Below are 15,340 nucleotides of genomic sequence, written 5' to 3'. Positions count from 1 at the left end.
GATGGGCTCAGGACAGCGCCGCGAACGCGTCGCGCAACTGCCCCAGGGCTTGTTCCAGTTCCTGCCGCGACGTGGCGAACGACAGACGAATGTAGGGTTCCAGGCCAAACGCCGAGCCCGGCACAGTCGCGACTTTGCCGACCCGCAACAGGTAGGCCGACAGGTCGGCATCGTTGCCAATGACCTGGCCATCCGGGGTGCGCTTGCCGATGAAGGCACCTACCTCGGGGAAGGCATAGAACGCGCCCTGCGGCATCTGCAGCTGCAAGCCCGGGATCTGCGCCAAGCCTTGCACCACCAGCGCGCCACGCGCCTGGTATTCACGGTTGGCCTCCCGCACGAAGTCCTGCGGCCCGTTCAGCGCCGCCACGGCGGCCAGTTGCGAAATGCTCGACGGGCAGGTGGTGGTCTGTGACTGGGTCTTGTTCATGGCTACGACCAGGTCTTTCGGCCCGGCGGCGTAACCCAGGCGGTAGCCGGTCATGGCATAGGCCTTGGACACGCCGTTGATCAGCAAGGTGCGCTCACGCAGTTGCGGGCAAGCAGTGACGAACGACACGAACGGCTGATCGCCCAGCACAATGTGCTCGTAGATCTCGTCGGAGATGATCAGCACGTTCGGGTGGCGCGCCAGCACCTTGCCCAACGCGGCGAACTCTTCACGGGTGAAGATCGCCCCGCTCGGGTTGTTCGGCGAGTTGAGCATCACCCAGCGTGTGCGCGGGGTAATGGCCGCTTCCAGCTGCTCGGGCTTGAGCTTGAACCCCTGCTCGGCCCCGCAAGGGATAACCTTGGGCACACCATCGTTGAGCATGGCCATGTCGGTGTACGACACCCAGTACGGCGCCGGGGTGATGACCTCGTCGCCCGGTTCGAGCGTGGCCAGAAAGGCGTTGAACAACAGCTGCTTGGCACCGTTGCCTACGCAGATTTCGTCCAGGCCGTAGACCAGGTCGTTTTCCCGGGCAAACTTGTCGACGATGGCCTGGCGCAACACCTCCAGACCGTTGGGCCCGGTGTAGTGGTTGTTACCCGCAAGCATCGCCTGGTGGGCGGCTTCGATCACGTGGGCCGGTACGTTGTAATCCGGCTCGCCGAGTGCCAGGTTGATGACCGGTTCGCCCTTGGCCAGCATCTGCTTGGCCAGTACCGACACGGCCATGCTTGGCGAGCTTTTTACCGCGCGCACGCGGCTGCTTTGCACGTCCATCCTCTAGCGCTCCTGAGCGGCGTCAAAGCCGTAGTCGTTACGTGCCTGCTCGGCGCTGATGTAACCGGCACGTACATCGCGCTCAACCTGCTTGCGGTCGCGCTGGCGCGGGTCGCCATAACCACCGCCCCCGGGCAGGCGCAGCACCAGGCGGCGCTCAGCGGGTACGAATTGCTGGCCTTTGCCGCGCAGCACGCTGCCGTCATCCAGGCCAACGAAGCCTTGGGCGCCCTCCTTGCCACCCTCCAGGCCGCGTGCCGGGTACTGGATACGGTCGAACATGGCACTGAAGCGCAAGCTGTAGCCTTCGGCCGCCGACACTTCGATTTCCTGGCCCAGGCCACCGCGCAACTGGCCAGCACCACCGGAGCCTTCACGCAGTTCCTTGCGCCATACCACGACCGGGCCGGCGTGTTCGGTGGCTTCCACCGGCATGGTGTGTACGCCGCTGGGGAACGCCGTGGCGCTCAGGCCATCCATCGTCGAGCGGGCACCCATGCCGCCGCTGTTGAACATCAGCATCTCGGCATTGCGGCCGTTGGGGTTGCTCTCCAGCGGACGCACGCTCAGGTGCAGGTTCCACAGGGCGCTGGCACCCTCGGCCGGCACTTTGCCTGGCAGGCACTTGTGCAGCGCGCCGAGCACCAGGTCGGGCACGAAATGGCCCAGCACATGGCGCACCGACACCGGCGCCGGGTGCTTGGCATTGAGGATGCAGCCTTCAGGCGCGGTGACTTCGAAGGGCGCCAGCGAAGCGGTGTTGTTCGGGATTTCCGGTGCGACGATGCACTTGAGGCCATAGCAGGCATAAGCCTTGGCGTAGCCCAGCGGCACGTTGATGCCGAACTGGCTCATGCCAGAAGTGCCGGTAAAGTCGCTCTTGATACCGTCGGGGCCAACAGTGATGGTGACCGCCAGGGTTACCGGCACATCGTAGCCGTCGAGGGTCATGCTGTTGCTGTAGGTGCCGTGGGGCAGCGACTTGAAGCACTCCAGGGTAGCGCGACGGCTGTGTTCGAGGATGAACCCGCCGATGTACTCCAGGTCGTCCAGCTTGAACTCTTCGAGCATGTCCAGCAGGCGCTTGTGGCCAGTTTCGTTGCACGCCGACAACGCATAGAAGTCGCCCACTACCCGGTCGTTCTCACGCACGTTGTTGCGCAGGATGTTGATCAGGTCGCGGTTGACCTTGCCGCGCTCGAACAACTTCATGATCGGGATGAACAGCCCTTCTTCGTACACTTCGCGGGCATCGGGGCCGAAGCCCCGGCCACCGATATCGACCACGTGGGCAGTACTGGCGAAATAGCCGATCAGCTTGCCCTTGTAGAAGGATGGCGAAACGATGGTGATGTCGTGCAGGTGGCCAGTGCCCTTCCACGGGTCGTTGGTCACGTAGACATCGCCTTCGAAAATGTTGTCCTCGCCGATGTCATTGATGAAGTGCACCACCGCCTCGGCCATGGTGTTCACATGGCCAGGGGTGCCGGTGACGGCCTGGGCCAGCATGTTGCCGGCGCGGTCGAACACCCCGGCGGACAGGTCGCCGGCTTCGCGCACACTGGTGGAGAAGGCCGTGCGAATCAGGGTCAGGGCCTGCTCTTCGACCACCGAGACCAGGCGGTTCCACATCACCTGCATTTGAATGTCGATCAACGTATCGCTCATGGTTCTGGCTTCCGAATTCAGGCGTTAGCGGCGCACGACCAGCAGGCAGCCGTCTGGCTGGACCGTGGCGGTGAAATTGGAGGTGACGAAGGTCGAGGTTTCGCGCTCGACGATGACCGCCGGGCCGTCGACACGGGCACCGACTTGCAGCTCTTCGCGTGGGTGGATGCCGGCTTCGACAAAACCACCGGCGGCCACGTCGAACACCTGGCGGCGGGAAATTTCATGGGCGCGGTAGGCGGCGCCCACTTCCTCAATCTGCGTGACGGGTGGCAGGGGCGAACTGGCCTTGACCGACCAGCTGACGATCTCGATGTCCGGCCCTTCGATGGGGCGGCCAAAGAAGCGGGTGTAGGCTGCTTCGAAGCGGGCCTTGAACTCTAGCGTGTCGGCAGCGCTGAAGGCTTTGAATGGCAAGGCAACCGGGATTTCCCAGCCCTGGCCCACGTAACGCATGAACGCGGTGCAGTCCATGTCCGGCTCACCGATCGGCATGCCCTGGCGCAGGAAGCCCAGCGATTCGGCTTTCATCTCGTCGATCAGGTCATTGACCTGCGCGGCCTCGAACTCGGACAAGCGTACGAACGCACTGCGTACGGCCTCGTAACCGAATGGCGCACGCAGGAAGCCGATCGCCGAGCCCACGCCAGCACCCGCCGGGACGATAAAGCGTGCCACACCCATCTTCTCGCACAGCCGTGCAGCGTGCAGCGGGCCGCCACCGCCAAAGGTGATCATGGTGTAGTCGGCAATGTCCTTGCCGCTTTCCACCGCATGCACACGGCCGGCGTTGGCCATGTTCTCGTCAACCACTTCGCACACGCCAAACGCTGCGGTGTCGGCCTGCATGCCCAGCGGCTGGCCGATGACCCGGGCCATGGCGTTGGCCGCGTTGTCGGTGGACAAACGCAGCGCGCCACCGGCGAAGTTGTCTGCATCCAGGCGGCCGAGCAGCAGGTTGGCGTCGGTGATGGTCGGCTCCAGGCCACCACGGCCGTAACAGGCCGGGCCAGGCTCGGAGGCCGCACTGTGCGGGCCCACGCGGATCTGGCGCATGCTGTCGAGGCTGGCGATGGAGCCGCCGCCAGCACCGATTTCGACCATTTCCACCACCGGGATGGAAATCGGCATGCCGCTGCCCTTCTTGAAGCGGTAGGTACGGGCAACCTCGAAGGTTTTCGCGGTTTTCGGTACCTGGTCTTCGATGAGGCAGATTTTCGCCGTGGTGCCACCCATGTCGAACGACAGCACGTTCTCCAGCTGGTAGCGGCGGGCGATGTCGGCCGCAAAGATGGCGCCACCAGCCGGACCGGACTCCACCAGACGGACCGGGAACTCAGCGGCGCTTTGCACCGAGATGATGCCGCCACCGGAGTGAATCATGAACACCGGGCAATGGGCGCCTTCCTGTTTGAGGGTCACCACCAGGCGGTCCAGGTAAGACTTGATCAGCGGTTTGACGTAAGCATTGGCACACACGGTGTTGAAGCGCTCGAACTCACGCATCTGCGGCGAGACTTCGCTGGAAATGGAAATCGACAACTGCGGCAGTCGCGCCTGCAGGGCATCGCGCAACTGGCGTTCGTGAGCACCGTTGACGTAGCTGTGAATGAAGCCAATGGCCACGCTTTCGTAGTTGCCTTCGGCAATGCGCTCGACCAGGGCATCGATCTCGGCCTGCGCAGGGGCGATCAGTACCTGGCCTTTGACATTCAGGCGCTCACGCAGGGTGTAGCGGTGGTCACGATCGATCAGTGGCGGCGGCAGGGCGATGTTGATGTCGTACTGCTCGAAACGGTTTTCGGTGCGCATTTCCAGGGTGTCCCGGAAGCCTTCGGTAGTGATGAAGGCGGTGCGCGCGCCACGGCGCTCGATCAGGGCGTTGGTGGCCAAGGTGGTGCCATGGATCAACTGGTCGATGTCCGACAGGGCCAGGCCCGCCTGCTCCACCACCTGGCGCACGCCGGTGAGGATGGCCCGTTCAGGCAGCTCGTAGTCGGTCAGGATCTTGGTCGAATTCAGCACGCCATTCACGTCCAGCGCGATATCGGTGAAGGTGCCGCCTATGTCCACGCCGACCCGGCATGATGTCGCAGTCATCGTCATATCCCCTGCAATGCTCTGTAGTTGTCTCAACCGGCTGAGGCAGTCTTAATGTAAGTTATATGTTGTCTTACAGGTGGTCAAGCACCTATTTACTCAAAACTGCATTGCCTGCACTGGCCTCTTCGCGGGCACGTCCGCTCCCACAGGTACTGTGGTGCCTGTGGACCAGTGGTGATCCTGTGGGAGCGGGCGTGCCCGCGAAGAGGCCGGTACAGGCGATAGAACCGTCGGATCAGCCCGCCGTCTTGACCATCCGCCCGCCCCCCACCGCCTGCGCAGTAGGGAATACCTCCAACCGCGAGACATCCACCTGCCGCGGCATCTTCAGCGCCGCCAGCAACAGCTGGGCGATATCTTCCGGCTGGATCGACTCATAACCGTCATACAGCTCACTGCCTGCCGCCTGCATGCCCATGGCAGTCTTGTACAGCTGTGTCTGCACCCGGCCCGGAGCAATCTCGGTCACTCGCACGCCGCTGCCCAACAGGTCACAGCGCAAGGCATCGCAGAACAGGCTGACCCCGGCCTTGGACGCGCCGTACACCGCTGCACCCGGGTGCGGCGCTCGACCAGCACTGGAGCCAATGAAGAACAGGTGCCCCCTGCCCCGCTCGACCATGCCTGGCAGCACCTGGCGCGCCAGGTGCAACGGCGCCTTGAGGTTGATGTCGAGCATGTTGTCGATTTCGGCTTCGTCGATGTCCTGGAATGCCGCCCGGGTGGACAGAATGCCCGCGTTATTGACCAGCACATCCACCGCTTGCCCTTCCAGGGCAGCAGCCAGCGAACGGTAATCACGCACATCCGCCTGCAAGGTGGTCACACCCGGCTCGCCAGCCAGCTCGGCCAACGCCTCAGCGCTGCGCCCCACGGCAATCACTCGCAGGCCGGCATCACGCAGCGCCAGTACGATGGCCTTGCCGATACCGCTGGTAGCCCCGGTCACCAGCGCGCGCTGGTAGCCCTCAGGAAATGCGGCTTCAGGCATAGATGTAGCCCCCGCTGACAATCACGTTTTCACCGGTGGCGTAGCTGTTGCGGCTGCTGCCCATCATCACGATCCACTCGGCGATTTCTGCCGGTTCCGCAGCACGGCCCAGCGGGTTGGCTGCCGCCAGCTCGCCGAGGAAGCCCAGCTGTTTGGCGCGCTCGGTGGCAAAACCGGCCGGGGCTACCGAGTTGACCAGGATCTGGTCCTTGGCACAGGCCTGGGCAAACGATTTGGTCAGGCTTACCACCGCTGCCTTGGTGGCGGCATAGTGGGCGTTTTGCGGGTGGGCCTTGAAGGCATCCACCGACGTCACGTTGACGATACGCCCGGTCACCGCCGGGGCCGCCACGTACTGCTGCATGTGGCGCGCGGCGGCGACCATCATGTGGTAGGTACCCTTGATGTTGACGGCGTTCTCCAGGTCCCACTCGTCGTCAGTGATCTCGAAGATGTCCTTACGCGGGTAGATGGCCGCGCTGTTGACCAGGCAATGCACCCGCCCCAAGCCTTCGACGATCTGGTCGAAGGCTGCATGGGCGGTGTCCTTGCGGGCAATGTCGCCTACCGCGATTGCCACTTCTACACCCTGCCCGCGCAGCTCTTCTGCGGCTTGTACCAGCAATTGCTCATTGCGGTCGATCAGGCCGATTTTGCCGGCTCCACGTTTAACCATCAGCCGGGCTGTTTCCAGGCCCAGACCCGAGGCACCACCTACGATCACCACCGTTTGATTTTCCACGAAACACCTCCGCGATTGAGTCTTTACGTAAGATGCCTGTTGTCTTACATTTGGTCAAACATCAATTCGCCCACAGGTGCGTCCATGCCCGCTTCCAGCCTCTCGCCCGTACCCACCCCGCACGCTCGGGACCGCCTGCTGGAGGCGGCCAGCGCCTTGTTTGCCAGCCATGGCTACCAGGCCATAGGCCTGCGTGACCTGGCCAGCCACCTGGGCCTGCGCGCCGGCTCGCTGTACCACCACATCGAGAGCAAACAGGGGCTGCTGTTCGAGCTGATCGAGTCGAGCCTGACCGATCTGCTGTATGAAACCCGACAATGCCTCAAAGGTGCCCGTACCATCAGTGAACACTTGCCGTGCTTTGTGCAGGCCTTCGTGACGTATAGCCAGGCCAACCCCGACAAACTGGTGCTGCTGACGCGGGAAGCCATGAACCTGAACACAGAGCAACTGTTGCAAATCGAACAGTTGAAAACGCAATACAGCGGGCTGCTCAGTGACATTGTCGCCGCAGAGTGCGGGCTGCCGGCACTCCGAGCGCGGTCGATTGCCCATGCCGTACTGGGTTTGCTGTGCGGGCAGGCGCAATGGGGAAGCGTGATCACCGCGAGGGATCAACTGGTGACGTTCGTACAGGGCATTGTCGGTACCGGCAAGACGGCGGCTTATCCATATAAATGCATAACAATATGAATTCTTATTCTTTTTTTAACGAACGATAATCCTCTATAACTCTCTCCACTGCACAGCCGCCAACACTTGGCCAACTGTTCGCAGCGCAACACCCAATCAACACGAAACGCCCGCCCGGCAACAGCGACGCAAACCTGCTAACGCGATAACTTGTTGATTTAGAAGAACATTAGAACCCGGCACGACGATTGCTCAAGCAAAGTCCCCCGCTCAACCCGAACCGGAGACCTGCCCATGAGCACCCCACTGAATGTCGTAGCCCTGTCCGGCGGCACTTCCCGCCCTTCACGCACCCTGGCCCTGACCGAGGCGATCCTCGCTGAGCTGGCTGAACACCTGCACATCAAGCCGCACCTGATCGAACTGGGCGACATCGCCCGCCCACTGGGCAGCGCCCTGTGGCGCAGCGAACTGCCCGACACCGTCGAGCAGCAACTGCGTCTGGTGGAAAAAGCCGACCTGCTGGTGGTGACCACCCCCGTGTACCGCGGCAGCTTTACTGGCCACTTCAAGCACCTGTTCGACCTGATCGGCCAGGATGCCCTGGTCGACACCCCGGTTCTGCTCGCCGCCACCGGCGGCAGCGAACGCCATGCGCTGGTGCTCGACCATCAGTTGCGCCCGCTGTTCAGCTTCCTGCAAGCCCTGACCCTGCCAATCGGCGTGTTCGCCAGCCAGGCAGAACTGGCCGACTATCGCGTGTCCAGCGATGCCCTCGCCGCCCGCATCCGCCTGGCTGCAGAGCGTGCCGTGCCGCTGTTCGGCGCCCACCACGCACTGCGTAAAAGCGCCTGAGGAGCGGCCATGAATGCACCTGTGAATACCCCGCTGCGCCCGGCCTTGGCCATCGCCCGCGAACTGGCCGGGCAGTTTGCCCAGACCGCCGTAGAACGCGACGAGCGCGGCGGCACCCCGAAAGCCGAGCGCGATGCCCTGCGTGACAGCGGCCTGCTGTCGCTGGTGATCCCGCAGGCCTTCGGTGGGCAGGGTGCCAACTGGCACGACACGTTCGCGGTGGTGCGCGAGTTCGCCCGGGTCGACAGCTCCATTGCCCATGTGTTCGGCTTTCACCACCTGATGCTGGCCACCGTACGCCTGTTCTCACGCCCCGACCAATGGCAGCCCTGGTTCGAACAGACCGCCCGCAAACAGTGGTTTTGGGGCAATGCCCTGAACCCGCTGGACACCCGCACCGTGGTCAAGCACTTCGATGGCTGGTGCGAATTTTCGGGCAAGAAAAGCTTCTGCTCCGGCGCCAGCGACTCGGAAATGCTCATCGCCTCGGCGGTGGACGAACGTGCCGGCGGCAAGCTTCTGATTGCCGCCATCCCCAGTGGCCGCACCGGCATCAGCCTGCATAGCGACTGGAACAACATCGGTCAACGCCAGACCGACAGTGGCAGCGCCACGTTCGAGCGGGTGCGGGTAGAGCACAACGAACTGCTACTCGACCCAGGCCCGCTGAGCACTCCGTTCGCCGCCCTGCGCCCGCTGATTGCCCAGCTGCACTTCGCCAACCTGTTCCTCGGCATTGCCGAAGGCGCCTTCGAAGAAGCCCGCCAGTACACCCTCAAGGAAAGCCGGCCGTGGTTCCGCTCCAGCGCCGCCAGCAGTGCCGAAGACCCTTATGTGCTGCGCCATTACGGCGAGTTCTGGGTTGGCCTTGAAAGCGTGCGTCTGCTGATCGAACGGGCCGCACGCCAGCTGGATGCCGCCTGGGCCAAGGAACATGCCCTCACGGCAGAAGAGCGCGGCGATCTGGCCCTGGCCATCGGCACCGCCAAGGTCGCCGCCAGCCGCCACGGCCTGGACATCTGCAACCGCCTGTTCGAGGTCACCGGCGCACGCGCCACCCATGCCTCGCTGCGCTTCGACCGCCATTGGCGCAACCTGCGCACACAAACCCTGCACGATCCGGTGGACTACCGCATCCACGAACTCGGCGAGTGGGCCCTCAACGACAAGCGCCCTGCCCCATCCTTCTATTCCTGAGGATTGCCCATGCAACTGCTGACCCTCCCCCCGTCACCGACACTGGCTACCTCGATCAGGGCGACCGCACAGGTCTTCGAAGACCCAAGGTCACAGGCGCTGCTCGCCCACTTGCAACAGGTCGCCCCCAGCGAGGCCAGCGTCCTGATCATCGGCGAAACCGGTACGGGCAAGGAGCTGGTCGCACGCCACATCCACAACCTCAGTGGCCGGCGCAACGGCCCATTCGTCGCAGTCAACTGCGGGGCGTTCTCGGAGTCGCTGGTGGAGGCCGAACTGTTCGGTCATGAAAAAGGCGCCTTCACCGGCGCGCTGGCGGCCAAGGCCGGCTGGTTCGAGGAAGCCAATGGCGGCACGCTGTTCCTCGACGAAATCGGCGACCTGCCCCTGCCGATCCAGGTCAAGTTGCTGCGCGTGCTGCAAGAGCGCGAGGTGGTGCGGCTAGGGTCGCGCAAGAGCATCCCGATCAATGTGCGGGTCCTGGCCGCAACCAACGTGCAGCTGGAAAAGGCCATCAACGCCGGGCATTTTCGTGAAGACCTGTACTACCGGCTCAACGTGGTGACCTTACAGTTGCACCCTCTGCGCGACCGCCCGGGTGACATCCTGCCACTGGCCCGGCACTTCATTCGCAGCTACAGCGACCGACTGGGCTACGGCCCGGTGGAGCTCAGCGCCAAAGCCCAGGCCAAGCTGGTGGAATACAGCTGGCCGGGCAATATCCGCGAGCTGGAGAACGTGATTCACCACAGTTTGCTCACTTGCGGCGACGGCACGGTGCAGGCGCAGGACCTGCGCCTGTCCAACCTGCGCATCGAGCGGCAAGAGGAAGAGACGGCTGGCAATGGTGTAGACGACTTGTTGCAGCGGGCGTTCAGCCAGCTGTTCGAGGAGCAGCCGGGCGACCTGTACGAGAAGGTGGAAAACGCCTTGCTGCGCTCGGCCTACCGGTTCTGCCACTACAACCAGGTGCATACCGCGCAGTTGCTGGGGTTGTCGCGCAACATCACGCGCACGCGGCTGATTGCCATTGGCGAGCTGGTGGTGAACAAGCGGCGGGGGCAAGAACAGCAAGTGCTGGACAACCGGGTGATACGGTTGTCCATCTGAGCCTTGCAGTGCCGCGAAGGCCTCAGGATGCCGTACGCGGCATCAGCTCATACGGATGCTTCCACCCCGGCTGCGCCTGGATTCGCGCCTTCCAAGCCTCGATATGAGTGAACTCCACCAGCGGGATCCCTGTATCTTCAGGCATGAACACATACCCCGCCAACGACAGGTCGGCGATGGTCAGCCGGCCGCCAACCATGAACGGCGTTTTTGCCAGGTGTGCGTCGACAATACGGTAAGCCGCCGTGGCACGCTCACGCAGGAATCGCGTCACGTCCGTTTCCCCCGTTTTCTTCAGGCAGAATAGAAAGCGCAGCGCGGCGTAATAGCTGGTGAACTTGTGGTTGTCGAACAGCATCCAGCGCCAGATCTCGCGTTTTTCGTCTTCATCACGCGGGCCGAACTGACCGGTCTGTTCGGCAAGGTATTCCAGGATCAGCGCAGACTGGGTGAAGGTTTTGCCCGCGTGCTCCAGCACCGGCACCTCGCCCTGCTCGTTCACCTCATCGCGCCAGCCTGGCTCGCGGGTCTGGCCGTTGAAGAAGTCGACGAAAACCGGCTGCCAGGCCTGGCCAGTGAGCTCAAGCATAAGCGCGGCCTTGTAGGCGTTGCCGGATTCGGCGAAGCAATGCAGCGTGTATTCGGACATCGGCGAACCTTCATTTTCCTTTGAATGATCGTGTCGGGCCATTCACGGGTTCACCCGCGAAGAAGCCGTAGCGCCGAGCAAATCACGCCCGGCCCGCCACGGTCAATCTATCTTCAGGCAATCTGGACGGCGGTTGTTCTCCTGCAGCCAGAACACCCCATTCCCCGTTCCTCCCGTCATAGCCCCCACACAATCTATTTCGTGGCCCCCAAGGGAACTACCACCTCCTGCGTGCTCTCTTAAACGTTGAGTGTTTTATTACCTTGGGCTTCACGCTACTGGAGAACACGACATGCGCCACCTACTCCTCGCTCCTGCGCTGCTGCTCCTGCTGCCTGCCGGTGCTGCCCTGGCCCGCGTCGATGCGGGCGACGTCGCCACCTCGGCCGGTGTTTCCGCTTCGCTTTACTCGACCTTCAAGGACGATAAACGGATCATCCCGGCACGCGATGAACTTTCTGCCTTCGTTGCCAGTGGCGGTGCAATCCGTGGCGCCTATGTGGAGTCGGCGCTGGAACAAGCCCGCAGGGACCACCCTGGGCTGCAAGCCAATGATGAAGAGCTGGCCCGGGCCATTCTGTCGCAGGATGATCGGATAGCCGATCATTGAAGTCAGCCTGCGCCGGCCCTTTCGCGGGCGCGCCCGCGAAAGGGCCGGCGCAGGCAAACATTCACCCCCAGCCATCCATGCGCATGGTTGCCCTGACCAGGCGCTGCTCCTCCTGCTCGATCTCCCGCAAACTGTCGCGAATCCCGTTGATATGCTCGCGCGCAGCCCGCTGCGCCTGCTCCGACAACTGCTCCATCACCGCCTGATACAAGCGTGCATGCTGGCGGTCGATCTGGCGCTTTTGCGCCGGCCGGCAATACAGGTTGTTGACCGAGGCAAACACCGTGCTCAAGGTCAGGTCGCTGAGCGATTGCAAGGTATGCACCAGCACCGGGTTGTGTGACGCCTCACTGATCGCCCGGTGGAACGCGTGGTCGCGACGAGCGTGTTCACGGGCATCGATCGCGTCTGGTGCCTCGTGCGCGGCCAGCATGTCTTCGTAGCGCCGCCGAATCAGCAAGCGGTCAACCTCGGTGGCCCGTAACGCCGCCAGCCGCGCCGACTCTGCCTCCAGCAACGCCCGCACTTCCAGCAAGTCGAACAGCGTACGCGGTTGCGAGCCAAACAAATGCATCAACGGTGTGGCACCCGACTGCCCTGTCAGGTCGGCGACGAACGAGCCCCGCCCCTGTTCGGTATCGATGATGCCGCGCCCCCGCAAAATGCGTAGCCCTTCGCGCAGTGCCGAGCGTGAACACCCCAGCTTCTCCACCAACCGCCGCTCCGACGGCAAGGCCTGGCCCACCTTGAGTACGCCGTCAACGATCAGGCGCTCCACACGCTCGGCCACCTGGTCGGCGACCTTGACCTTGCCCTCAGCACCCATCACGCCTTCTCCTACTGGTAGGACCACCTCAACCGATGGCTCCAATCTAGCCAGGCAAAGCCGTCAATAACCAGCCCTTTGCAGAAAAACTGGTAGGACCAGTGAACGACGCGCTCGACCAGGGCCGTTGGCACGTGCAGGCTGCACCGGTGACCGCTTTGCCAACAACAACAAAAACGTTGCCGAGTGAGCCGATGAATATCCTGTACGACGAACGCGTCGATGGCGCGCTGCCCACCGTAGACCAGGCGGACCTGTTGCAGGCGCTGCGCAAGGCCCTGCCAGACCTCGATATCCTGTACCGCGGAGAAGACCTCAAACCCTACGAATGTGACGGCCTGTCGGCCTATCGCACGGTACCGCTGCTGGTGGTGCTGCCCGAGCGCCTGGAGCAGGTGCAGGCCTTGCTCAGGCTCTGCCACCAGCGCGGCGTACCCGTGGTAGCCCGTGGCGCCGGCACCGGCCTGTCGGGCGGCGCCCTGCCGCTGGCCAAGGGGGTCCTGCTGGTAATGGCGCGCTTCAACCGCATTCTGGAGGTCAATCCACAGGGCCGTTACGCCCGTGTGCAACCCGGCGTGCGCAACTTGGCCATCTCCCAGGCGGCCGCCCCGCACGGTATGTACTACGCACCAGACCCGTCCTCGCAAATTGCCTGCTCCATCGGTGGCAACGTTGCCGAAAACGCCGGAGGCGTGCACTGTCTGAAATACGGCCTGACCGTGCACAACCTGCTCAAGGTGGAAATCCTCACGGTAGAAGGCGAACGCCTGACCCTCGGCAGCGATGCGCTGGACAGCCCAGGCTTCGACCTGCTGGCACTGTTCACGGGCTCCGAAGGCATGCTCGGCATCGTCACGGAAGTGACCGTCAAGCTGCTCCCCAAACCCCAGGTGGCGCGGGTGCTGCTGGCCAGTTTCGACAGTGTCGAGGACGCCGGTCGGGCAGTCGCCGAAATCATCGCTGCCGGTATCATTCCCGGCGGCCTGGAGATGATGGACAACCTGGCCATCCGCGCCGCCGAAGACTTCATTCATGCCGGGTACCCGGTGGACGCGGCAGCCATCCTGTTGTGCGAACTGGATGGCGTCGAAGCCGATGTGCATGACGATTGTGAACGGGTGGCCGCCGTCCTGGCGCACGCCGGGGCCCGCGAAGTACGGCTGGCCCGCGACGAAGCGGAGCGCGTGCGTTTCTGGGCCGGGCGCAAGAACGCCTTCCCGGCGGTGGGGCGCATCTCGCCGGATTACTACTGCATGGACGGCACCATCCCGCGCCGCGAACTGCCACGGGTACTCAAGGGCATCAGTGACCTGTCCGCGGAATACGGCCTGCGCGTGGCCAACGTGTTCCATGCCGGCGACGGCAACATGCACCCGCTGATCCTGTTCGATGCCAACCTGCCAGGTGAACTGGAGCGTGCCGAAGCCATCGGCGGCAAGATCCTCGAACTGTGCGTGGCGGTAGGCGGCAGCATTACGGGCGAGCACGGCGTAGGCCGCGAGAAAATCAACCAGATGTGCGCGCAGTTCAACAGCGACGAAATCACCCTGTTCCACGCGGTGAAGGCCGCCTTCGACCCGCAGGGCCTGCTCAACCCCGGCAAGAACATTCCCACGCTGCACCGCTGTGCCGAGTTCGGTGCCATGCATGTGCACCATGGGCAACTGCCCTTCCCCGAGCTGGAGCGCTTCTGATGAGCATGGACCGCGACAACAGCCAGGCCCTGCTGGAGCAGGTCGGCCAGGCGCTGAACCAAGGCACACCGCTGCGTATCCAGGGCAGTAACAGCAAAGCCAGGCTGGGCAACCTTGTAGCTGGCGAAGTACTCGACACCCGCAGCCACAGTGGCATCGTCAGCTACGACCCGACCGAACTGGTGCTCACCGCCCGCGCCGGCACACCGCTGCGCGAGATCGAAGCGGCGCTGCACGAAGCCGGCCAGATGCTTCCCTGTGAACCGCCACACCTGGGCCCGGACGCCACCTTGGGCGGCATGGTCGCCGCCGGCTTGTCTGGCCCCCGGCGGCCATGGGCCGGGTCGGTACGTGATTATGTACTGGGCACGCGGGTGATCACCGGCCACGGCAAGTTGCTGCGCTTTGGTGGCGAAGTGATGAAGAACGTGGCTGGTTACGATGTATCACGGCTGATGGTGGGCAGCTTCGGTTGCCTGGGGTTGCTGACCGAGGTTTCGTTGAAAGTACTGCCCCGGCCGCGCCAGTGCTTGAGCCTGCGCCTGCCAATGGGCCGGCATGAGGCGCTGGCCGAGTTGGCCGAATGGGGCCAGCAGCCTCTGCCGATCAGCGCGGCTTGCCATGACGGCGAAGCGCTGTACCTGCGCCTGGAAGGCGGCGAAGGCTCGGTTCAGTCGGCACGCCAGCGACTGGGCGGCGCAACCCTCGACAGCGGTTTCTGGAGCGACCTGCGCGAGCAGCGCCTGGCATTCTTCAACAGCCCTGCACCGCTGTGGCGCCTGTCACTGCCCAACGCCACCGGCGAGCTGGACCTGCCCGGCCAGCAACTGATCGACTGGGGTGGAGCGCAGCGCTGGCTCACGTCCAGCGCACCGGCACAGGCCATTCGCGACCTGGTCGCCAACGTGGGCGGCCACGCCACCTGCTACACCGCTGGAGCGGACAGTAGCCCGCCGCTGCCCGCTGCACTGATGCGCTACCACCAGACGCTCAAGCAGCAGCTCGACCCCCAGGGCGTGTTCAACCCTGGCCGCCTGTACCCGAACCTGTGA

Annotated in this window: 14 protein-coding genes; 7 read left to right on the top strand and 7 right to left on the bottom strand. The window is 63.7% G+C overall.

The features are described from left to right. Positions 1 to 7: 7 nt before the first annotated feature. The 5 genes from D906_RS23020 to D906_RS23000 form a co-directional block, all read right to left on the bottom strand. Positions 8 to 1,210 (bottom strand): aminotransferase class I/II-fold pyridoxal phosphate-dependent enzyme, encoded by a 1,203-nt coding sequence (locus tag D906_RS23020; RefSeq protein WP_019096236.1) that lies wholly within the window; start codon positions 1,208 to 1,210, stop codon positions 8 to 10. 3 nt (positions 1,211 to 1,213) lie between these two features. Beyond that, a complete protein-coding gene (locus D906_RS23015; protein WP_016711102.1) occupies positions 1,214 to 2,878 on the bottom strand; it encodes a hydantoinase B/oxoprolinase family protein in 1,665 nt (554 codons plus the stop codon). A gap of 24 nt (positions 2,879 to 2,902) precedes the next feature. Further along, positions 2,903 to 4,978, bottom strand: coding sequence for a hydantoinase/oxoprolinase family protein (locus tag D906_RS23010; protein ID WP_097156183.1), 2,076 nt, complete (start codon positions 4,976 to 4,978; stop codon positions 2,903 to 2,905). A 238-nt stretch (positions 4,979 to 5,216) separates the two neighbouring features. Then, positions 5,217 to 5,972, bottom strand: a complete 756-nt coding sequence (locus D906_RS23005) for an SDR family oxidoreductase (protein WP_019096234.1) — start codon at positions 5,970 to 5,972, stop codon at positions 5,217 to 5,219. Further along, positions 5,965 to 6,714: an SDR family NAD(P)-dependent oxidoreductase gene (locus tag D906_RS23000; protein WP_019096233.1), complete on the bottom strand. Its 750-nt coding sequence runs from the start codon at positions 6,712 to 6,714 to the stop codon at positions 5,965 to 5,967. Before D906_RS23000 ends, D906_RS23005 begins: the two co-directional genes overlap by 8 nt. A gap of 84 nt (positions 6,715 to 6,798) precedes the next feature. On the opposite strand from D906_RS23000, the gene D906_RS22995 reads away from it, so the two are divergent. The 4 genes from D906_RS22995 (at position 6,799) to sfnR (ending at position 10,509) form a co-directional block, all read left to right on the top strand. Further along, complete coding sequence (locus D906_RS22995) at positions 6,799 to 7,407, top strand: TetR/AcrR family transcriptional regulator (protein WP_027614960.1); 609 nt, start codon at positions 6,799 to 6,801, stop codon at positions 7,405 to 7,407. 234 nt (positions 7,408 to 7,641) lie between these two features. Next, the gene (gene msuE, locus D906_RS22990; protein ID WP_016711107.1) at positions 7,642 to 8,202 is read left to right on the top strand and encodes an FMN reductase; all 561 of its coding nucleotides are present in this window, start codon (positions 7,642 to 7,644) and stop codon (positions 8,200 to 8,202) included. 9 nt (positions 8,203 to 8,211) lie between these two features. Further along, positions 8,212 to 9,399, top strand: coding sequence for an acyl-CoA dehydrogenase family protein (locus D906_RS22985; protein ID WP_025752645.1), 1,188 nt, complete (start codon positions 8,212 to 8,214; stop codon positions 9,397 to 9,399). A 9-nt stretch (positions 9,400 to 9,408) separates the two neighbouring features. Further along, complete coding sequence (sfnR, locus tag D906_RS22980) at positions 9,409 to 10,509, top strand: sigma54-dependent transcriptional activator SfnR (RefSeq protein WP_019098603.1); 1,101 nt, start codon at positions 9,409 to 9,411, stop codon at positions 10,507 to 10,509. A 22-nt stretch (positions 10,510 to 10,531) separates the two neighbouring features. On the opposite strand, the gene D906_RS22975 is transcribed toward sfnR, so the two are convergent. Beyond that, the gene (locus D906_RS22975; RefSeq protein ID WP_019098604.1) at positions 10,532 to 11,158 is read right to left on the bottom strand and encodes a glutathione S-transferase family protein; all 627 of its coding nucleotides are present in this window, start codon (positions 11,156 to 11,158) and stop codon (positions 10,532 to 10,534) included. A gap of 292 nt (positions 11,159 to 11,450) precedes the next feature. Here D906_RS22975 and D906_RS22970 point away from each other — a divergent pair, with 292 nt between their 5' ends. Continuing rightward, positions 11,451 to 11,768, top strand: a complete 318-nt coding sequence (locus D906_RS22970; RefSeq protein WP_019098605.1) for a DUF2388 domain-containing protein — start codon at positions 11,451 to 11,453, stop codon at positions 11,766 to 11,768. 61 nt (positions 11,769 to 11,829) lie between these two features. On the opposite strand, the gene glcC is transcribed toward D906_RS22970, so the two are convergent. After that, positions 11,830 to 12,594, bottom strand: a complete 765-nt coding sequence (glcC, locus tag D906_RS22965; protein ID WP_027614961.1) for a transcriptional regulator GlcC — start codon at positions 12,592 to 12,594, stop codon at positions 11,830 to 11,832. A 194-nt stretch (positions 12,595 to 12,788) separates the two neighbouring features. Here glcC and glcD point away from each other — a divergent pair, with 194 nt between their 5' ends. Beyond that, positions 12,789 to 14,288 (top strand): glycolate oxidase subunit GlcD, encoded by a 1,500-nt coding sequence (gene glcD / locus D906_RS22960; RefSeq protein WP_019098607.1) that lies wholly within the window; start codon positions 12,789 to 12,791, stop codon positions 14,286 to 14,288. Then, positions 14,288 to 15,340, top strand: a complete 1,053-nt coding sequence (glcE, locus tag D906_RS22955) for a glycolate oxidase subunit GlcE (RefSeq protein WP_027614962.1) — start codon at positions 14,288 to 14,290, stop codon at positions 15,338 to 15,340. Before glcD ends, glcE begins: the two co-directional genes overlap by 1 nt.

Source organism: Pseudomonas sp. LAIL14HWK12:I1 (assembly GCF_003202095.1).
In the GTDB taxonomy this organism is placed as follows: Bacteria; Pseudomonadota; Gammaproteobacteria; order Pseudomonadales; family Pseudomonadaceae; genus Aquipseudomonas; species Aquipseudomonas monteilii.
The sequence above is the reverse complement of the archived record's forward strand: the minus strand, read 5'-3'. Positions and strand labels throughout refer to the sequence as shown.

What these genes read in the sequence shown, in the direction of transcription:
- D906_RS23020 (WP_019096236.1), bottom strand. Translation starts at nt 1,210, where the DNA reads ATGGACGTGCAAAGCAGCCGCGTGCGCGCGGTAAAAAGCTCGCCAAGC.
- D906_RS23015 (WP_016711102.1), bottom strand. Translation starts at nt 2,878, where the DNA reads ATGAGCGATACGTTGATCGACATTCAAATGCAGGTGATGTGGAACCGC.
- D906_RS23010 (WP_097156183.1), bottom strand. Translation starts at nt 4,978, where the DNA reads ATGACTGCGACATCATGCCGGGTCGGCGTGGACATAGGCGGCACCTTC.
- D906_RS23005 (WP_019096234.1), bottom strand. Translation starts at nt 5,972, where the DNA reads ATGCCTGAAGCCGCATTTCCTGAGGGCTACCAGCGCGCGCTGGTGACC.
- D906_RS22995 (WP_027614960.1), top strand. Translation starts at nt 6,799, where the DNA reads ATGCCCGCTTCCAGCCTCTCGCCCGTACCCACCCCGCACGCTCGGGAC.
- msuE (WP_016711107.1), top strand. Translation starts at nt 7,642, where the DNA reads ATGAGCACCCCACTGAATGTCGTAGCCCTGTCCGGCGGCACTTCCCGC.
- D906_RS22985 (WP_025752645.1), top strand. Translation starts at nt 8,212, where the DNA reads ATGAATGCACCTGTGAATACCCCGCTGCGCCCGGCCTTGGCCATCGCC.
- sfnR (WP_019098603.1), top strand. Translation starts at nt 9,409, where the DNA reads ATGCAACTGCTGACCCTCCCCCCGTCACCGACACTGGCTACCTCGATC.
- D906_RS22975 (WP_019098604.1), bottom strand. Translation starts at nt 11,158, where the DNA reads ATGTCCGAATACACGCTGCATTGCTTCGCCGAATCCGGCAACGCCTAC.
- D906_RS22970 (WP_019098605.1), top strand. Translation starts at nt 11,451, where the DNA reads ATGCGCCACCTACTCCTCGCTCCTGCGCTGCTGCTCCTGCTGCCTGCC.
- glcC (WP_027614961.1), bottom strand. Translation starts at nt 12,594, where the DNA reads ATGGGTGCTGAGGGCAAGGTCAAGGTCGCCGACCAGGTGGCCGAGCGT.
- glcD (WP_019098607.1), top strand. Translation starts at nt 12,789, where the DNA reads ATGAATATCCTGTACGACGAACGCGTCGATGGCGCGCTGCCCACCGTA.
- glcE (WP_027614962.1), top strand. Translation starts at nt 14,288, where the DNA reads ATGAGCATGGACCGCGACAACAGCCAGGCCCTGCTGGAGCAGGTCGGC.